Origin of the sequence: Amycolatopsis sp. 195334CR, from assembly GCF_017309385.1 — a bacterium.
Taxonomy (GTDB): Bacteria; Actinomycetota; Actinomycetes; order Mycobacteriales; family Pseudonocardiaceae; genus Amycolatopsis.
Genome location: NZ_JAFJMJ010000001.1, coordinates 2,312,909 through 2,330,692, shown reverse-complemented (window position 1 = coordinate 2,330,692; position 17,784 = coordinate 2,312,909). Strand labels below are relative to the sequence as shown.

The window sequence follows — 17,784 nt, the reverse complement described above, 5'->3', positions numbered from 1 at the left end:
CGTCGGCGTGCGCATATGACTACGGGTTCGCAGGACGGCAAACCAGGCGAAGAGGAGGTCGAGGTCGCGGGCGCGCACAGCGCGGACACCCACGATCTCGCGAACGCGCCGGACACCACCGGTGCAGGCCATGCCCCGGATGAGCATGTCCCGCTCGAACTGGCCGCGGACCGGCCGGCCGAGACCGACAAGGTGGTCTTCGGCGTCGCCGCGGTGCTCGCGCTCGCGATCATCGCCTGGGGCGTCTCGTCCCCGACGAGTCTGGCGTCGGTCGCCAAGACACTGCTCAACAAAGCGGTAATTCCCTACGGTGGCTGGGCATTCGTGCTCACCGCGACCGGATTCGTGTTGTTCGCGGTGTGCCTGGCGATCAGCCGCTACGGCCGCATTCCGCTGGGCCAGGACAAGGAGAAGCCGGAATTCCGGACCTCCTCCTGGATCGCCATGATGTTCAGCGCCGGAATGGGCATCGGCCTGATGTTCTTCGGTGTCTACGAACCGGTTTCGCACCTCGCGAGCCCGCCGCCGGGGACCGCCGCGGCCGGCTCCGACGAGGCCGTGCACACGGCGATGGCGACCACGCTGTTCCACTGGACCGTCCACCCCTGGGCGATCTACGCGGTGGTCGGCCTGGCGATCGCCTACAGCACCTTCCGCAAGGGCCGCAGCCAGCTGATCAGCTCGGTGTTCGCGCCGCTGCTCGGCAAGCGCCGCACCGAGGGCCCGCTGGGCAAGGCGATCGACGTGATGGCGATCTTCGCCACGCTGTTCGGCTCGGCCGCTTCGCTGGGCCTCGGCGCGCTGCAGGTCGGCGGCGGGCTCGGCGCGGTCGGCTGGATCGACAACCCGGGCAAGGGCGTGCTGGTGGCGATCATCGCCATCCTGACCATCGCGTTCATCGCCTCGGCGGTGTCCGGGGTGGCCAAGGGCATCCAGTGGCTGTCCAACATCAACATGGTGCTGGCCGCGGTGCTGGCGGTGTTCGTGCTGGTGGTCGGCCCGACCGTGCTGATCTTCAACCTGGTGCCCGGCGCGATCGGGGACTACTTCCGCGAGCTGGCCGAGATGTCCGGCCGCACCGGGGCCACCGGTGGCGAGGACATGCAGACCTGGCTGTCCGGCTGGACGGTCTTCTACTGGGCCTGGTGGATCTCGTGGACGCCGTTCGTCGGCATGTTCATCGCGCGCATCTCGCGCGGCCGCACCATCCGCCAGTTCATCATCGGCGTGATCGCGGTGCCGAGCGTGGTGAGCCTGGTCTGGTTCGCCATCTTCGGCGGCGCGGCGATCGACCGGCAGCAGAACGGCGTGGACATCGCCGGCGCGGGCAGTGCCGAATCGGCCACCTTCGAGCTGCTCGAGACGCTGCCGTGGTTCATCCCGATCGCGGTGCTGGTGATGGTGCTGGTGTCCATCTTCTTCGTCTCCGGCGCGGACGCCGCGTCGGTGGTGATGGGCACGCTGTCGCAACGCGGTTCGGTGCACCCGAAGAAGAACGTGGTGATCTTCTGGGGCGTGCTGATGGGTGCGGTCTCGGCGGTGATGCTGCTGGTCGGCGGCGACGAGGGGCTGACCGGGTTGCAGAACCTGACCATCCTGATCGCCGTGCCGTTCGTGGTGGTGATGATCGGTCTCTGTATCGCCGTCTGGCGCGATCTGCGCCATGATCCGCTCGTGCTGCGGGAGGACGAGATGATGAGGTCACTGGAAGAGATCCACGAGGAGCGCACCAACGGGGGCGCCCGTCCCCGGCGCCGGCTGCTCAAGGGCCGCCGGCCGTGAACCTCTTCGAGTTCGTCGCCGACCGGTGGGATCGGATCTCGCTCGAGGCGTGGTTGCACGTGAGCGCGGTCGTACAGTGCACGATCATCGCCGCGGTGCTCGGCGTGCTGATCGGGGTGGCGGTCTACCGCTCCCCGATCGGCTCGGCCGTGGCCACCGCGCTGGCCAGCGCGGTGCTGACGATCCCGTCGTTCGCGCTGCTCGGCCTGCTGATCCCGGTGGTCGGCCTCGGCACCGAGCCGACCGTGATCGCGCTCGTGCTCTACGCCCTGCTGCCGATCGTGCGCAACACGATCGTCGGCCTCGGCGGGGTCGACCCGGCGATCGCCGACGCGGCCAAGGGCATCGGGATGAGCCGGTTCGGCGTGCTGACCAGGGTGGAACTCCGGCTCGCCTGGCCGGCCATCCTGGCCGGGATGCGGGTGGCTACCCAGATGCTGATGGGCATCGCGGTGATCGCCGCCTACGCCAAGGGGCCCGGCCTCGGTGACGAGGTGTTCTCCGGGCTGGTCCGCGCGGGCAGCGCCAACGCGGTCAACGAGGCGCTGGTCGGCACGATCGGCGTGGTCATCCTCGCGCTGCTCCTCGAGGGCGTGTACTTCCTGATCTCCCGATTCACCATCTCAAGGGGTGTCCGTGGCTGAGAACGTGGCAACGTCGGCGACCGCCGTCGAGAACGGCGAAGAGGTCTCCGGGGTGGAGATCCAGCTCGAGCAGGTGACCAAGCGGTACCCCGGGCAGGCCAAGCCCGCGGTGGAGAACTTCTCCATGGTGGTGCCCGCCGGGAAGATCGTGATCTTCGTCGGGCCGTCCGGCTGCGGCAAGACCACCACCATGCGGATGATCAACCGGCTGATCGAGCCCAGCTCGGGCAAGATCACCATCGGCGGCAAGGACGCGCTCTCGCTCAACCCGGACCAGCTCCGGCGCACGATCGGGTACGCCATCCAGCAGGCGGGCCTGTTCCCGCACTTCACCGTCGCGCAGAACATCGCCGTGGTGCCCGGCCTGCTCGGCTGGGACAAGCAGAAGATCGCCAACCGGGTCGAGGAGATGATGGACCTGGTCGGGCTGGACCCGGCCCAGTACCGCGACCGGTTCCCCCGGCAGCTCTCCGGTGGCCAGCAGCAGCGCGTCGGGGTGGCCCGCGCGCTCGCCGCCGACCCCCCGGTGCTGCTGATGGACGAGCCGTTCGGCGCGGTCGACCCGATCACCCGCGGCAACCTGCAGGACGAGCTCCTGCGGCTGCAGACCGATCTGAAGAAGACGATCGTCTTCGTCACGCACGACTTCAGCGAGGCGGTCAAGCTCGGCGACAAGATCGCCGTGCTCGGTGACCAGTCGACGATCCTGCAGTACGACACCCCGGACGCGATCCTGGCGAACCCGGCGAACGACACGGTGGCCGGGTTCGTCGGTGCCGGTGCCTCGCTCAAGCAGCTGACCCTGCTGCGCGTGCGGGACATCGACTACCGCGACGACGGCCTGCTCACCGTGGCGATCGGCGATTCGCCCGCCGAGGTGCGCAAGAAGCTGAGCGAAACCAAGAAGACCTACGCGCTGGTGCTCGACGACCGGCGCCGCCCGCAGAGCTGGGTGCACGTCCGCGACCTGGCCGCGGCGAGTTCGCTGAGTGCGGTCGCCCGCCCGATCGGCGACTCGGTGAGCACCCAGTCGACCCTGCAGGACGCGCTGGAGGCGATCCTCACCGAAGGCGGCCGCGCGGTGGTCACCGGGACGCGCGGTGAGTACGTCGGCGGCGTGGACATCGAGACCGTGATGGAGACGGTGCGGCAGCTGCGGGCCGAGCACGGGGACGAAGCATGACCACGGCGCAGACCGACACCTCGGGGTTCACCACCGAATCGGGCTCGGCGCGCGCGGAGCGGGTGCGGTTGTTCGCCCAGCCGCTGGTGGTCGTGGTGATCGTCGGCGCGGTGCTGGCGTGGGTGTTCTCCAGCGAGCTGAAGCCGAACGAGCAGAAGACGCTGAACGCGAGCACGTTGTTCACCACGCTCGGCGAGCACCTGCTGATCACCGTGGTGGTCACCGCCATGGTGGTGGTGATCGCGGTACCGCTCGGCATCGCGCTGACCCGGCGCTGGGCCAAGCCCGCCGCGCCGTTCTTCCTGGCCATCGCGAACATCGGGCAGGCCGCGCCGGCGCTGGGTGTGCTGGTGCTGTTCTTCCTGTGGACCGGCTGGGAGGGGCTGTGGGTGGTCGCCATCCCGCTGGCCTTCTACTCGTTGCTCCCGGTCCTGCGCAACACCATGGTCGGGCTGCAGCAGGTGGACCCGGCGCTGATCGACGCCGGCCGCGGCATCGGCATGTCCTCCTCGGCGGTGCTGCGGCGGATCGAACTGCCGCTGGCCGTGCCGCTGATCCTCGCCGGGCTGCGGACCGCGCTGGTGCTGGCGGTGGGTACCGCGACGCTGGCGGTCTTCGTCAACGGCGGTGGCTTCGGCGTGCTCATCGACACCGGTTACAAGCTGCAGCTCAACCGCGTGATCGTGGTGGGCGCGGTGCTGGCGGTGGGCACGGCGCTGATCGTGGACTGGCTCGGCGCGGTCGCCGAGCAATACCTGGGACCGAAGGGGCTGCGATGAAACGCCGCATCAAGGCGACGCTGTGCGCCGCACTGCTGGCCGTTTCGGTGAGCGCCTGCGGGCTGGAGACCAACGCCGCGCTGCCGTTCGCGGTCGGGCCGGGCTCGATCAAGGCGGTGCCGTCGCTGGCCGGCGTGGACGTCACGGTCGGCTCGAAGGACTTCACCGAGAACATCCTGCTGGGCTACATGGCCGAGCTGGCGCTGTCGGCGGCCGGGATGGACGTCACCGACCTGACCGACATCAAGGGCTCGACGAACGCGCGGCAGGCGCTGCTCGCCGGTGAGATCGACATGAGCTGGGAGTACACCGGCACCGGCTGGATCAACTACCTGGGCAACACCGATCCGATCCCGGACGAGCAGGCGCAGTACGACGCGGTGAAGAAGGCGGATCTCGAGCAGAACGGGATCAGCTGGCTGGACTACTCGCCGGTGAACAACACCTACGCCTTCGCCACCACGGCGGACTTCGCGCAGCAGCACAACCTGAAGACCACCACGGACATGACGAACTTCCTGAAGCAGAACCCGGCCGAAGCGGTGTTCTGCGTGGAAACCGAGTTCGCCAGCCGCCAGGACGGCTTCCCCGGTGTGCAGAAGACCTACGACTTCCCGTCGACCGAGGTCAAGCAGTTCGGCACCGGGGCGATCTACGCCTCGATCGCCAACAACACCTGCCGCTTCGGCGAGGTCTTCACCACCGACGGCCGGATCGCCGGGCTGAACCTGGCGGTGCTGGAGGACGACAAGAAGTTCTTCCCGCAGTACAACGTCTGCCCGACGCTGCGGCAGGACTACCTCGCCGCGCACCCGGAGATCGCCGACGTGCTGCGGCCGGTGGCCGCCGAGATGACCAACGACCAGATGATCCAGCTGGGCAAGAAGGTGGACATCGAAGGCCAGGACGCGGGCGTCGTCGCCAGGGACTGGATGGTCGAAAAGGGCTTCGTCACCGCCGGCTGAATGCTATGAGTGGGGCATTACTTGCAATCAACGCAAGTAATGCCCCACTCATAGCATTGGGGTCAGATGCCGAGGCGGTGCAGGAGCTGGCCCTCCAGGTGGTCCAGTTCGCTGGCCACGGCCCGGTGCGCCGCCTTCCGCCGGGCGGTGGGCATGCGCTCCGAGGCGCGGACCGAGGCGGCCAGCTGCTGGAGCGTCCCGGCAGCCTTGTCGGCGAACTTCGTGTCCTCGTCGGTGGCTTTCGACGACGCGCGCAGCTCGTCCAGTCCTTCGCCGACCCCGGCGATCCGCGCGTGCAACCGCGCGCCCCGGCCGGTGAACTCGCCGAGCCTGCCGACGTCGACCCCGAGCTTGCGCGCCTGGTAGCGGTCGTAGGCGTCGCGCGCGGCCCCGGCCGCCTGCACGGCGAACGGCGCGACCACCGGGATCACCGCCGGTCCGACCACCTTCGCCACCGCGATGGCGTTGCGGGCCTTCCTCGGGGTGAACAGACCCTCGGCCTCTTTCTCGATCTTCTTGCGGCCCATCGCTCGTCACCTTCCGTGCCCACCGGTGTCCTGCCGTGAACTTACTGCCCGTCCCGAATCGGAGCACGTCGGCACGCTTTGCCCCTAGAATCGTCGGCCGACGCTGGGGAAGGGAGCGCGGTGCCGGGAGAGTGGCCGGACCCAAGAACCGCGACGGACGCCGGTGCGTTCGTCGAAGCCATGCGCCAGGTGCGGATCCGCACCGGTTACAGCTACCGCGCCCTGGAACGCCGGGCGGAGCAGGCCGGGCTCGTCCTGCCCAGCTCGACGATCAGCGCGGCACTGGCCCGCGACAGGTTGCCGCGCGCGGAGTTGGTCGACGCGTTCCTCCAGGCCGCGGGCGCCGACGCCGAAACCACCGAGCGCTGGTTGGCCGTGCGCGCGGATCTCGCGGTCGGCACGGAAACCCCGGCGGAACCGGCGGCGGAGGAGTCGAAACCGGAACGCCGCCGGCTCGGGTACGCGCTCGTCGCGCTGGCCGCGGTCGCGGTGATCGCCGTGGTGATCGTGGTGATGACCACCGGCTCCGACCCCGAACGCCCGGCCGCGCAGCCACCACCCGCCAGCGAAATGGCGCCCTCGCTGCCACCGGCCCAGCCGATTCGCGTGGCCCACACCCAAATGTGCGTGGGCGAGGGCCCGGAGCTGACCGAGGGTTCCGATCGCGAGGTGTTCGGGCAGCACCCCTGCGACCTCGCCTTCCCGCCGATCAGCCTGGAACGGCTGCCGGGCGACCAGGTGCGCGTCCATCTGCAGCACCCGGACAAGGGGCCCGGTTGCCTGACCGTCGACCGCGGCGGCACCTACAGCGAAGTGCTGCTCGCCGGGGGAGACTGCGAGAACGGCAGACCGGACCAGACGTTCACGCTGGAACCGGTCGACGGGGGCTACCGGATGCATTCGGTGGCCGGTGCGCGCTGGTGCATCGGCGTGATGGCGGCCCGGACCGATCCCGGTGTCCAGCTGATGCAGGGCGAGTGCACCGGCGGCAGGGAACAGGTCTTCCAGACCGACGGCGCGTGATCTTCTGTCGTACCCCCGACCTAGAGTAGGGGGATGGAAAACGAGGTGTTGCTGGACGCGGGGGCCGTCACGCGCTGCCGCCGCCGGGTGCACCTCGACCACGACCCGACGGTCCGCGACGTGCCGCGTGCCCCGCAGGACCCGTCCGCGGCCCAGCGCATCGCCGACGCCGCGGCCCACCGCGACGAGATCGCCCGGCGGCTGATCGCGGCCATCGGCGAGGGCTGGGCGAGCGTGCCGCGCGACCTGCCGGTGCCGGACCGGGTCGCGCTGACCGAATCCGCGCTGGCCACGCGCACCCCGTTCATCTGGGGCGCGCTGCTGCCGGTGGACCTCGACGGCGGCCGCCGCGGCGGGGTCGAGGTGCTGGTGCGCACCGCGGACGGCTACGTGCCGGTGCTGGTGGTCCGCCACCGCATCACCGACCGCGGTGAAGGCGCGATGACCACCGGCCTGACCGATCTCGACCCGGACAACGCCACGCCCGATCCGGCGCGCAAGGTCCGCTCGCACCCGCGTGACCAGCTGCGCCTGGCGCACATCCGCCGCATGCTGCAGAAGCTGGGGCTGGCCGATCCGCGTGCCCTCGGTGGCGTGATCGGCCTCGACGCCGACGTGGTGGTGTGGCACGACCTCAACGCGCAGACCTGGCCCGGCGGCCGGGGCGCGCTCACCGAGTACGACGCCCGGTTCGCCGACCGGCTGGCCGTGGCGAAGGCGGCGGCCGCCGGGGAGGAGCCGCTCGCGCAGCCGTCGCGGGTGCTCGAATGCCGCCACTGCCCGTGGTGGCCGATCTGCGGGGACCAGCTGCTCGCGGCCAGGGACGTCAGCCTGGTGGTGCGCGGGGAGGACGGCGTGGAGCTGCGCCGCGCCGGTGTGTCCACTGTGGACAAGCTGGCCGCGCTGGACCCGGCCGAGGGCCCGCCGGTGCCGCTGACCGGGGAGTCCTTCGGCAACTCGGTGATGCTGGCCAGGGCGTGGCTGGCGGATCTGAACGTGGTGCGCAAGGTGGACCGGGTCGAGGTGCCGCGGGCCGACGTCGAAGTCGACGTGGACATGGAGAGCTTCGGCGATTCCGGCGCCTACCTGTGGGGCTGCTTCCTGTCCGGCGCGGACATCGGCGTGCCGCACGGGTACCACGCCTTCGCCACCTGGGAACCGCTGCCGACCACGGACGAAGCACGCTCGTTCGCCGAGTTCTGGGGCTGGCTGACCGAGGTGCGCCAGCGCGCCGAGAAGGCCGGGCTGACCTTCCGCGCCTACTGCTACAACGCGCTCGCCGAGAACCGCTGGCTCTTCGGCACGGTCAAGCGCTTCGCCGGGGAGGACGGCATCCCGCCGCGCTCGGACATCCAGTCCTTTGTGGACTCCGAGGAGTGGGTGGACCTGTTCCAGCTGGTGTCCGACCAGTTCCTCTGCTCGCACGGCAAGGGGCTCAAGGTGATCGCCCCGGTGGCCGGCTTCAGCTGGCGCGACCCGGAGGCCAGCGGTGAGGCCTCGATGCGCTGGTACCGGGACGCGGTCGGCCTGGACGGCGACGAGCCGCGTCCCGAACAGGCCGAACGCATCCTGCGGTACAACGAGGACGACGTGATGGCCACGTACACGCTCCGCCGCTGGATGAGCGACGAAGCGCAGAACGTGCCGTATATGGGCGATCTTTAGCGCGGAGCCATCCGCAGCGAGCCGTCCATGCGGATGACCTCGCCGTTGAGGTAGTCGTGGTCGATGATGGACAGGGCCAGCTTGGCGTACTCCTCCGGCTGCCCGAGCCGCTTCGGGAACGGGACGCCGGCGGCCAGGCTCGCCCGGAACTCGTCGCTGACGGTGGCCAGCATCGGGGTGTCGATGATGCCCGGCGCGATGGTCATCACCCGGATCCCCTGCGAGGCCAGGTCCCGCGCGGCCGACAGGTTCAGCCCGACCACCCCGCCCTTCGACGCGGCGTAGGCGGCCTGCCCGATCTGCCCGTCGAAGGCGGCCACCGAAGCGGTGTTGATGATCACCCCGCGCGCGTCGTGCTCCAGCGGCTCGGTTTTGGCGATCGCCTCGGCGGCCACGGTAACCACGGTGAACGTGCCGATCAGGTTGATCTCGATCACCTTGCGGAACAAGTCCAGGTCGTGCGGCCCCTTCTTGGACAGGATCCGCGCGGACGGCCCGATCCCGGCGCAGTTGACCACCACGCGCAGCGGCGAACCGGAGCCGGCGGCCTGCGCCACCGCGGTGCGGACCTGCTCCGGGTCGGTCACGTCGGCCTCGACGTAGGTGATGCCCTCGACCTGGTCCGCCTTCGCGATCGACGGGGCGAGGTCGAGCGCGAACACCTTCGCGCCCCCGGCCGCCAGCGCCTTGGCGGTGGCCCCGCCCAGCCCGGACGCGCCTCCGGTGACTACGGCCGCGGTGTCGGTGATCTGCATGGTCTGCTGTGTCCTTCCTGCCCGAGTACGCCACCAGGTTAACGCTCGTTCGCATCTCGTCCACCCCACCCGTCCGCAGGAGTACGCGGGTGTGTTCGCTGCTGTTGGTTTCGCGGTCAACTCCGGCTGTCACCTTCACGACATGAGTCCAGCTCGGATCGTGGTGGTGGGGACCGGATACGTAGGACTGACCACGGGCGCCTGCCTGGCGTCGATCGGTCATCAGGTGACCTGCGTCGACGTGGACGCGGCGAAGGTGGCCCGGCTCGCCGCCGGGCGGGTGGACATCCTGGAGCCGGGACTGGCCGAACTGGTCGGCCGGGGGCTGACCAGCGGACGGCTGTCCTTCGTGGTGGGCGCCAGGACCGCGGTCGCCACCGCCGATGGGATCTTCCTGTGCGTGCCGACGCCGATGGGGGCCGGGGGTTCCGCCGACCTGCGGGCGGTGGAGGCGGTGGCCGCCGAGATCGGCGACGTCGTCCCGGCCGGCTGCGCGCTGATCACCAAGTCGACCGTGCCGGTGGGCACCTCGCGGCGGATCCGCGACCTGCTCGGCCGCGACGACGTGCCGGTGGTCTCCAATCCCGAGTTCCTCCGCGAAGGCACCGCGGTGTCCGACTTCCTGCACCCGGACCGCATCGTGGTCGGCTCGGACGACCTGGCCGCCGCGCACTGGGTGGCCGGGCTCTACGACGAACTCGCCGCGCCCGCCGTGGTCACCGACGCGGCCAGCGCGGAACTGGTCAAGTACGCGGCGAACTGCTTCCTGGCCACCAAGCTCTCCTACGTCAACGCGATCGCCGAACTGTGCGAGCGCCTCGGCGCCGACATCGAGGCGGTCACCGAGGGCATGGGCTACGACCGGCGCATCGGCCGGTCCTTCCTCAAGCCCGGCCCCGGCTGGGGCGGCTCCTGCCTGCCGAAGGACACCCACGCGCTGACCAGGATCGCCGAGGCGGCCGGGTTCGAGTTCGGCCTGCTGCGCGCGGCGATCGACGAGAACGTGGCCCAGCGCGACCGGATCATCGCGAAGATCGCCGGCGCGGTCGGCGGCACGCTGAACGGCGCCCGGATCGGCCTGCTCGGCCTGGCCTTCAAGGCGGGCACGAACGACCTGCGCGATTCGCCCGCGCTGGCGGTCGCCTCGGTGCTCGCCGCGCACGGTGCCGAGCTGACCGCCTACGACCCGGCGGTCGGCGGCGAACTGCCCGGCATGACCGTGGTGGACGACGCCTACCAGGTGGCCAAGGGCGCGCACGCGGTCGTGGTGCTCACCGAGTGGGCCGAGTTCCGCAGGCTCGACTGGGAGTACCTGGCCGAGCTGATGGACGGCGACGCCGTGGTGGACACCCGGAACCTGCTCGAACCGCGGCGCGTGCTCGACGCGGGCCTCAGCTGGCAGGGCATCGGGCGGGCTCGGGAGGCACTTTTCCCGAAGACCGCGGTTTCCTGAGCACCAGGAACACGGCGAGCGCGCAGACCGCGACGCCGAGCAGGCCACGCACGTCGAGCGTCTCGTCGAAGAGCAGGAACCCGGCCAGCATGGTGGTCGGCGGGGTCAGGTAGAGCAGGCTGGACACCGAGGTCACCGAGCCGCGCCGCAGGTTGAGCCAGTAGAAGCCGTAACCGCCGAAGGTGGACAGCACCACCACCCAGCCGATGGCGAACCAGAACGAACCGCTCGCCGGCGGCACCAGCTGCCCGCTCGCGGCGGCCACGCCGGTGAACACGACGGCGCTGGTCACGCACTGGATGGCCAGGCTGTCGCCCAGTTCGACGGAGACGCCGGCGCGGCGTTCGAGCAGGGTCGCCGCGACCAGGCCGAGCATGGCCAGCACCGGCAGCGCGTAGGCGAGCGCGGGCGCGTTCCCACCGGAGAGGTCGCCGCCGACCACCAGCGCGACCCCGCCCAGCCCGATCGCCAACCCGAGCCACTGGGCCTTCGAAGCGTGCTCGCCGAGCACGAACTGGCCGAGCACGGTGGCCACGATCGGCTGCAGCGCGGCGACCAGCGCGGCCGTGCCGGACGGCACGCCAAGGTCGACCGACCAGAAGATGCCGGACAGGTACACGCACTGGGACAGCAGGCCGATCAGCGCTTGCAGGCCGAGTTCACGCAGGCCCAGCCGTCGCCGCCGGGTCAGCCACCACCAGCCGCCGATCAACACCGCCGCGACCAGGCACCGCCACATCAGTGTGGTGGCGGTGCTCGCCGTACCGGCGGCGAGCGCGGCACCGACGAACCCGGAGCTCCACATCAGCACGAAGCCGGTGCGCATCCACCCTCCTCGAAACGGGGTATACCGATCTGTTTACCCATTCGAGAGTGGTAGACAGAACGGTGTAGTGTCAAGTCATGGCTGCGACGGAACTGACGCCGGCGGCCGAGCGGGTGCTCGAGGTCGCCGGAAAACTCTTCTACGACCAGGGGATCCACGCGGTCGGCGTGGATCTGATCGCCGGGGAAGCCGGGGTCACGAAAAAGACCCTCTACGCCCGGTTCGGCTCGAAGGACGCGTTGATCGGGCACTACCTGCGCCGCCGTGACGAGCGCTGGCGGGCCCACGTGCACGCGGTGGTCGGCGACGCGCCCCCGGCCGACGGCCTGCTCCTGGTCTTCGACGCGCTCGACAGTTGGATGCGCACGATGAACCCGCGGGGTTGCGCGTTCGTCAACGCCCACGCCGAACTGCCGGACGGCGACCACCCCGGGCGCCGGGTGATCGCCGAGCAGAAGCGCTGGCTGCGCGACTACCTGCGGGAGTTGGCCGAGCGCGCCGGTCTGCCGGAGCCGGTCGAACTGGCCGGTGCGCTGCTGATCCTGCTCGAAGGCGCGACCGTGGCCGGTTCGCTGGACCTGGTCCCTGGCGCGGTCCGCTCGGCCAGGGCGATCGCCGCCGGGCTGATCGGGGCTCAGCAAAACCGTTAGCAACGCGTACTATCGGCCCTGTGTTCACGACTCGGCCGGAGCTGACCGGCACATACGGCATGGTGGCGTCGACACACTGGCTCGGCTCGGCCACCGGCATGGCGGTGCTCGAGAGCGGCGGCAACGCCTTCGACGCGGCGGTCGCGGCGGGCTTCGTGCTCCAGGTCGCCGAACCGCACCTCTGCGGCCCGGCCGGGCAGGTGCCCGCGTTGTTCACCACCGCGGACGACCCGACCCCGCGCCTGCTCGCCGCGCAGGGCCCGTCGGCCGCGGCCGCGACGCCCGAGCACTTCGCCGACCTCGGCCTCGACCTGATCCCCGGCAGCGGTTTGCTGCCCTCGACCGTGCCGGGTGCCTGGGACGGTTGGCTGCTGCTCCTGCGCGACCACGGCACGAAGTCGCTGCGCGAGGTGCTCGGTTACGCGATCTCGTACGCGGAAAACGGCGTGCCGCTGGTCGACCGCGTGAGCGCGACGATCGACCTGGTGGCGGACCTGTTCACCGACCACTGGCCCACCTCGGCCGAGATCTGGCTGCCGGACGGCAAATCCGCCAAGGGCGTGCACCGCAACCCGACCCTGGCGCGCACCTGGACCCGGCTGCTCGAAGAGGCCGAAGCGGTCAGCGGTCGCGAGGCGCAGATCGACGCCGCCCGCCGCGCCTGGTCGCAGGGATTTGTCGCCGAGTACGTGGACGCCTTCTCCCGCAAGGCTTTCCGCGACGACTCCGGCCGCGACCACGCCGGTCTGCTCACCGGCGACGACCTGGCGAGCTGGGAAGCCACCTACGAGGACGCCGTGGTGGTCGACCTCGACGGCTGGAGCCTGGTCAAGGCGGGCGGCTGGACCCAGGGACCCGCGCTGGCGCAGCAGGTGCTGCTGCTGGACGGCCTGCGCGACGAGCTGTCCTATGTGGACGGGAAGCCGACCGCGCGCACGGTGCACCTGGCGGTCGAGGCGGCGAAGCTGGCCTTCGCCGACCGCGAAGCCTGGTACGGCGATTCCGGCGACGTCCCGCTGGACGACCTGCTGTCCCGCGAGTACGCCGCCCAGCGCCGCGAACTGATCGGCGACGAGGCCAGCGGCGAACTGCGGCCGGGTTCACCCGGCGGGCGCACGCCGAGGCTGCCGAAGATCCTCGACTCCCTGCGTGACGTGACCGCCGCGGTGGGCGCGGTCGGCGAGCCGACGGTCATGCCGACCGGCGAGACCCGCGGCGACACCGTGCACATCGACGTGGCCGACCGGTTCGGCAACCTGGTCTCCGCGACCCCGTCCGGCGGCTGGCTGCAGTCGAGCCCGGCGATCCCCGAACTCGGCTTCTGCCTCGACTCGCGGGGTCAGATGTTCTGGCTGGAGCAGGGCCTGCCGAACTCGCTGGCGCCGCGCAAGCGCCCGCGCATCACGCTGTCGCCGTCGATGGCGCTGCGCGACGGCGAGCCCCGGATCGCTTTCGGCACCCCGGGCGGCGACCAGCAGGACCAGTGGCAGCTGTGCTTCTGGCTGGCGCACACGCTCGGCGGGCTCAACCTCCAGGAGAGCATCGACGCGCCGAACTGGCACACCACCGCCTTCCCCAGCTCGTTCTACCCGCGGTCGTGGAGCCCGCGCGAGCTCGTGGTGGAGTCGCGGCTCGGCCAGTCCACAATGGACCAGCTGACCGCGTGGGGACACCACGTCGTCGACGGCGGCGCCTGGGGACTGGGCCGCCTTTCCGCGGTGTCCCACGAGAACGGCGTGCTACGGGCGGCGGCGAACCCCCGCGGCATGCAGGGGTACGCCGTCGGACGTTAAAGGTTCAAGCCTCCCAGAGCCAGAACTCGATGCCCTGGTCGTCGACGCAGTCGGCGGTCAGGCCGTACGGCTCCTGCTTCGGGCCCTCGACGATCCGGCCGCCCGCCGCGCGGACCCGGTCGACCGCGGCCGCCAGGTCGTCCACCGCGTACATCAGCTTCCAGCCGACCTGGCGGTCCCCGCCCCACAGCCCGCCCTGCAGCCCGTGGCCTTCGATGCCCCAGGCGTCCGGGACCGAGCCGGGGGTGAACTGCCAGCCGAGCACCGAGCCGTAGAACGCCTTGGCGGCGGTGTCGTCGGGCACCTGGAAGGTGAAGTACAGGGCGTGCCCGTGCCGGATCTCCGGGCCGTCCTCGAACGGGCGCGCCGGCGCCGGGTTGATCAGCCAGCGCTGGCCGAACGGGTCCTTGATGCGCCCGGTCAGCCCGTGCCCGCGGTCCTCCACCCCGCCCTGCGCCTCGGCGCCCAGTTCGACCGCGCGGGCCACCGAGGCACGCACGTCCGGCACCTCGACCCGGATCAGCGGCCCGCCCTCGGGCGCGACCACGTTGCCCAGCTCGGGGAACTCCTCGGCGAGCATCAGCACGGTGTCGCCGATGGCCAGTTCCGCGTGCCCCACCCGGCCGTCCTCCATCACGATCGGGTCGGCCCGCCGGGTCGCGCCGAACACCTCGACGTAGAAGTCCAGCGCGCGGCGGGCGTCGGTCACCACCAGGTACGGGGTCAGCGAGCGCACCTGGGCCTGTGGCGTGGTTTCGGTGGTGGTCATCTCTCCTCCGTTCAGCACCGCGCGACGCAGCTGGTCGCGCAGTTCGTCGGCGAACCGCGGATCCGGGGCGACCGGCTCGGGCGCACGGCGGAGAGCGTCGAAGGGATCGGTCACGACTCTCCCTCCTCATACGCGCGGCGGAACGCGGATCGCGCCCGGACCAGCAGGGCTTCGGTGGCGTGCACGGTGCGCCCGAGGTGCTCGGCGACCTCGGGCACCGGCAGGCCGTCGAGGTAGCGCAGGCTCAGCGCCGCCTGGTGGTGGGCGCCGAGGGAACCGAGCACCTCGCGGGCCCGCAGCACGTCGAGTTCGGCGTCCCACGGATCGACGGTCTCCGGCTGCACGTCGTGCACCAGCCGCAACCCGCGTTCCTCGCGGGCGCGGCGGCGCCAGTGGTCGGCGAGCTTGTGCCTGGCCACCCCGATCAACCAGGGCACGGACACCGGCGCCGCGCCCGCCGACCGGCACGCGCGGACCGCGCCGAGAAAGGTCTCCGAGGTCAGCTCCTCGGCGACCACCCGGTTCCCGCACCTGGCCAGGAGGTAGCCGTAGACCTCCGGCAACGCCGCGTCGTACAGCTCCAGCAGCGCGAACGCCGGGTCCCGGTGCACCCTGGGTTCGTTCACACCCCCATCGTCGTCCGGCGGGCCGGTGCTCCGACGCCCTCGCGCCGAAATTCCTCCGGGAGAGCACACTGGCCGGATGGACGTGGTCGAACGCGTGCGGACCTGGCTCGCCGACCGGGACGTGGTCGAGGCCGACGGGGTGTGGCTGGCGCGCGGTGAGGAACTGGACGCCGACGAGGTCGCGCACGAATGGGCACGGGAGCTGCTCGAAGAACCTCAGTTGACCGGCTACGCGCGGCTGCTGCTCGGTTTCGGCCTGCTCGATCTGCTCGACGCGTACCCGGTGACGGTGGAGATCCGGCGGGCCCTCGAACCGGGTCTCACCAGCGAGTTCTGGGCGAACTACCGGCTTCGGCTGGAGGCGCCGAAGCCGCCGGAGGCGATCCTGGAGTCGCTGTGGACGGACCTGTTCGTCGACGAGGACACCGCGCCGATCGCCTTCGCCGAAGTGCTCGGCAACGACCTGAAGCAGCTGCACACGCCGGGCGGGCTGCGCCGGGCCCGGCGGGTGCTGGCCGTCTCCGGTCCGGTGCCGTGGACAGCGAAGGACCGGGCCTACCGCTATGCGGCGACCCGGCCCGACCTGCGTCTCGCTCTACCTCGTGAGTGGGAACTGACCACTCACGACCCCCCTCAGGGCCGGTGAGCGAGCTTCGCGGCGCGTGCGTACCGGTTGTTGGCCGGTAACCAGCACAGCACGACCGCGGCCAGGCCGGTCGCCACGGCGACCCAGCCCAGCGGACCCACCGCGCCCGGTGGGTAGTCGGAGACGATCAGCAGGTGCGTCAGCACCAGCAGGACCGAGCCGATGGTGACCAGCACCCTGGCCCAGGTGGCGGCCTTGCCGGCGCACAGCGCGAAGCCGAGCACCCACAGGGCGAAGAAGGCGGCGATCACGCCGCGGGCGGCGAGGCTGGTCGTGCGCGAGTCGATCATCTCCTGCCACAGCGGGCCGGAGAGCTCCTGGACGTCGGCGGCGCTCATCCCGGACAGGCCGAACTCGGGCGCGAGCTGGTCGAAGACCGAGCGCACGTTCTCCGCCGCCAGTTCCGCGCCGCCGGTGAGGACCACCGCGGCACCGGCCATCGCGGACACGGCCGCGGCCGCGGCCGTGCCCAGCAGGGCGGTGATCGTGCCGGGGCGGCGGGCCGGGGCCACGGGCTCGGCCGCGGCGATCGGTGGGTGGGTCACGGGCGTGTTTCTCCTCGACGGCCTGGAAGTAAGGGGGCGCCATCAGTGGCGGGCGAAATACTGGCACGGAACGGGTGGTGCTGAGAAGTAATTGTCGTAAGTAATTTCCAGATTTGTTCAAGTGGTGCCGGGATCAGTTTCGCCGGGTCTACACTCCGCCCTATGAATCGGTTGCTCCAGAGCCCGCAATCGTTGCTGGACACCACCATGGATCAGCTGCGCACCCTGATCGCCGTCCGTGATACCGGGACCGCGCTCGGTGCGGCCCGCGCGCTCGGCCGCGCCCAGTCCAGCATCCAGAAGCAGCTGGACACGCTCAACCGCAATTTCGGCGAGCTCTGCGGGGAGCCGCTGGTGGTCAAGCAGGGGCGCGGGCAGGACGTGCTGTTCACCGAGACCGGCAAGGCGATGGTGGAACGCGCGCGGCGCACGCTCGCCGACTGGCTCGACGAAATCGACGAGGGCCGCCGCCGCACCGGTGAAACGCTGACCGTCGGCACCACCCGATTCACCCTCGGTTTTGTCACCAGCGTGAGCGAGAAGATCGCCGGTGAACTGTCCCGGCTGGGCGTGGAACTGCGCTTCCTCCACCTGCGCACCAAGGACCTCCTGCCCGCGCTGGCGGACAAGCGCGCGGACGTGGTCTGCGGCAGCGTGGTCACCTCCGGCGGCGAGGAGTTCGCCGACTGCGAGGTGCTGGAATGGCGCCGCAGCGGGCTTTCGGTGATCACCAACCTGCCGGAGTCCCAGTTGCCGGGGCCGGTGCTGCGGGCGAAGGAACTGCACACGCTGCCGCTGGTGATCTCGGCGACCGGGCTGATCGCGGAGGTGCTGCGCGGCTGGTTCGGCTCCGGTTACCGCGACAAGCTGGACGTGGCCGCCGAGATCGACACGCTGAACTACGGGTTCGAACTGCTGCACTCCGGGCTGGTGCGCGGCTGCATGCTGGTCACCCGCGGCATCGGTGAGGCCGCCACCGACGGGCGGATCCCCGAGGGCGGCGGCCTGCGCGTCGTTCCGGTGGTCAACGACCTCGACCCGCGACTGGAAGTGCTCGTCGGCGCATTCGCCCGCCGGGGTGAGCAGTCCCCGGCGGTGAAATTGCTCTGGGACGCATTGCTGCTCCAGCACTCGGAATGGCGGGAATGAATTC

Annotated in this window: 18 protein-coding genes; 12 read left to right on the top strand and 6 right to left on the bottom strand. The window is 70.8% G+C overall.

What is annotated here, in order from left to right; all coding sequences use genetic code 11:
* Window positions 1-15: 15 nt before the first annotated feature.
* The 5 genes from JYK18_RS11405 to JYK18_RS11385 are packed head-to-tail and all read left to right on the top strand — an operon-like array spanning window position 16 to window position 5,353.
* Entirely contained in the window at window positions 16-1,782 is a 1,767-nt protein-coding gene (locus tag JYK18_RS11405) for a BCCT family transporter (RefSeq protein WP_206802066.1), read from the top strand.
* Window positions 1,779-2,426 (top strand): ABC transporter permease, encoded by a 648-nt coding sequence (locus JYK18_RS11400; protein WP_206802065.1) that lies wholly within the window; start codon window positions 1,779-1,781, stop codon window positions 2,424-2,426. The genes JYK18_RS11405 and JYK18_RS11400 overlap by 4 nt, the downstream gene beginning before the upstream one ends.
* Window positions 2,413-3,609: an ABC transporter ATP-binding protein gene (locus JYK18_RS11395; RefSeq protein WP_374195006.1), complete on the top strand. Its 1,197-nt coding sequence runs from the start codon at window positions 2,413-2,415 to the stop codon at window positions 3,607-3,609. Before JYK18_RS11400 ends, JYK18_RS11395 begins: the two co-directional genes overlap by 14 nt.
* Entirely contained in the window at window positions 3,606-4,388 is a 783-nt protein-coding gene (locus JYK18_RS11390) for an ABC transporter permease (RefSeq protein ID WP_206802064.1), read from the top strand. The genes JYK18_RS11395 and JYK18_RS11390 overlap by 4 nt, the downstream gene beginning before the upstream one ends.
* Entirely contained in the window at window positions 4,385-5,353 is a 969-nt protein-coding gene (locus JYK18_RS11385; RefSeq protein ID WP_206802063.1) for a glycine betaine ABC transporter substrate-binding protein, read from the top strand. The genes JYK18_RS11390 and JYK18_RS11385 overlap by 4 nt, the downstream gene beginning before the upstream one ends.
* Before the next feature lie 62 nt (window positions 5,354-5,415).
* Here the strand turns inward: JYK18_RS11385 and JYK18_RS11380 are convergent, their stop codons facing one another.
* Entirely contained in the window at window positions 5,416-5,880 is a 465-nt protein-coding gene (locus JYK18_RS11380) for a DUF6474 family protein (RefSeq protein ID WP_206802062.1), read from the bottom strand.
* A gap of 120 nt (window positions 5,881-6,000) precedes the next feature.
* Between JYK18_RS11380 and JYK18_RS11375 the strand changes: the two genes are divergently transcribed.
* Both JYK18_RS11375 and JYK18_RS11370 read left to right on the top strand, forming a co-directional pair.
* On the top strand, window positions 6,001-6,903 hold the full coding sequence (locus JYK18_RS11375) for an RICIN domain-containing protein (RefSeq protein ID WP_206802061.1): 903 nt from the start codon (window positions 6,001-6,003) through the stop codon (window positions 6,901-6,903).
* A 33-nt stretch (window positions 6,904-6,936) separates the two neighbouring features.
* Window positions 6,937-8,568: a TM0106 family RecB-like putative nuclease gene (locus JYK18_RS11370; protein WP_206802060.1), complete on the top strand. Its 1,632-nt coding sequence runs from the start codon at window positions 6,937-6,939 to the stop codon at window positions 8,566-8,568.
* Here JYK18_RS11370 and JYK18_RS11365 read toward each other — a convergent pair.
* On the bottom strand, window positions 8,565-9,323 hold the full coding sequence (locus tag JYK18_RS11365) for an SDR family NAD(P)-dependent oxidoreductase (protein ID WP_206802059.1): 759 nt from the start codon (window positions 9,321-9,323) through the stop codon (window positions 8,565-8,567). The genes JYK18_RS11370 and JYK18_RS11365 overlap by 4 nt on opposite strands.
* Window positions 9,324-9,465: 142 nt before the next feature.
* Here JYK18_RS11365 and JYK18_RS11360 point away from each other — a divergent pair, with 142 nt between their 5' ends.
* Complete coding sequence (locus JYK18_RS11360) at window positions 9,466-10,776, top strand: UDP-glucose/GDP-mannose dehydrogenase family protein (protein WP_206802058.1); 1,311 nt, start codon at window positions 9,466-9,468, stop codon at window positions 10,774-10,776.
* Here the strand turns inward: JYK18_RS11360 and JYK18_RS11355 are convergent.
* Window positions 10,715-11,602 carry a DMT family transporter gene (locus tag JYK18_RS11355; protein ID WP_206802057.1) on the bottom strand — a complete coding sequence of 296 codons (888 nt, stop codon included), beginning with the start codon at window positions 11,600-11,602 and terminating at the stop codon, window positions 10,715-10,717. The genes JYK18_RS11360 and JYK18_RS11355 overlap by 62 nt on opposite strands.
* Before the next feature lie 77 nt (window positions 11,603-11,679).
* On the opposite strand from JYK18_RS11355, the gene JYK18_RS11350 reads away from it, so the two are divergent.
* Window positions 11,680-12,252: a TetR/AcrR family transcriptional regulator gene (locus JYK18_RS11350; RefSeq protein ID WP_206802056.1), complete on the top strand. Its 573-nt coding sequence runs from the start codon at window positions 11,680-11,682 to the stop codon at window positions 12,250-12,252.
* Between the two features lie 20 nt (window positions 12,253-12,272).
* Complete coding sequence (locus tag JYK18_RS11345) at window positions 12,273-14,045, top strand: gamma-glutamyltransferase family protein (protein WP_206802055.1); 1,773 nt, start codon at window positions 12,273-12,275, stop codon at window positions 14,043-14,045.
* 4 nt (window positions 14,046-14,049) lie between these two features.
* On the opposite strand, the gene JYK18_RS11340 is transcribed toward JYK18_RS11345, so the two are convergent.
* Both JYK18_RS11340 and JYK18_RS11335 read right to left on the bottom strand, forming a co-directional pair.
* On the bottom strand, window positions 14,050-14,928 hold the full coding sequence (locus JYK18_RS11340; RefSeq protein WP_206802054.1) for a VOC family protein: 879 nt from the start codon (window positions 14,926-14,928) through the stop codon (window positions 14,050-14,052).
* Complete coding sequence (locus tag JYK18_RS11335) at window positions 14,925-15,440, bottom strand: RNA polymerase sigma factor (protein WP_206802053.1); 516 nt, start codon at window positions 15,438-15,440, stop codon at window positions 14,925-14,927. The genes JYK18_RS11340 and JYK18_RS11335 overlap by 4 nt, the downstream gene beginning before the upstream one ends.
* Window positions 15,441-15,516: 76 nt before the next feature.
* Here JYK18_RS11335 and JYK18_RS11330 point away from each other — a divergent pair, with 76 nt between their 5' ends.
* Complete coding sequence (locus JYK18_RS11330; RefSeq protein WP_206802052.1) at window positions 15,517-16,086, top strand: hypothetical protein; 570 nt, start codon at window positions 15,517-15,519, stop codon at window positions 16,084-16,086.
* On the opposite strand, the gene JYK18_RS11325 is transcribed toward JYK18_RS11330, so the two are convergent.
* Complete coding sequence (locus tag JYK18_RS11325) at window positions 16,074-16,631, bottom strand: hypothetical protein (protein WP_307795863.1); 558 nt, start codon at window positions 16,629-16,631, stop codon at window positions 16,074-16,076. The genes JYK18_RS11330 and JYK18_RS11325 overlap by 13 nt on opposite strands.
* 162 nt (window positions 16,632-16,793) lie before the next feature.
* On the opposite strand from JYK18_RS11325, the gene JYK18_RS11320 reads away from it, so the two are divergent.
* Entirely contained in the window at window positions 16,794-17,780 is a 987-nt protein-coding gene (locus tag JYK18_RS11320) for a LysR family transcriptional regulator (RefSeq protein WP_242579059.1), read from the top strand.
* The last annotated feature ends 4 nt before the right edge of the window (window positions 17,781-17,784 follow it).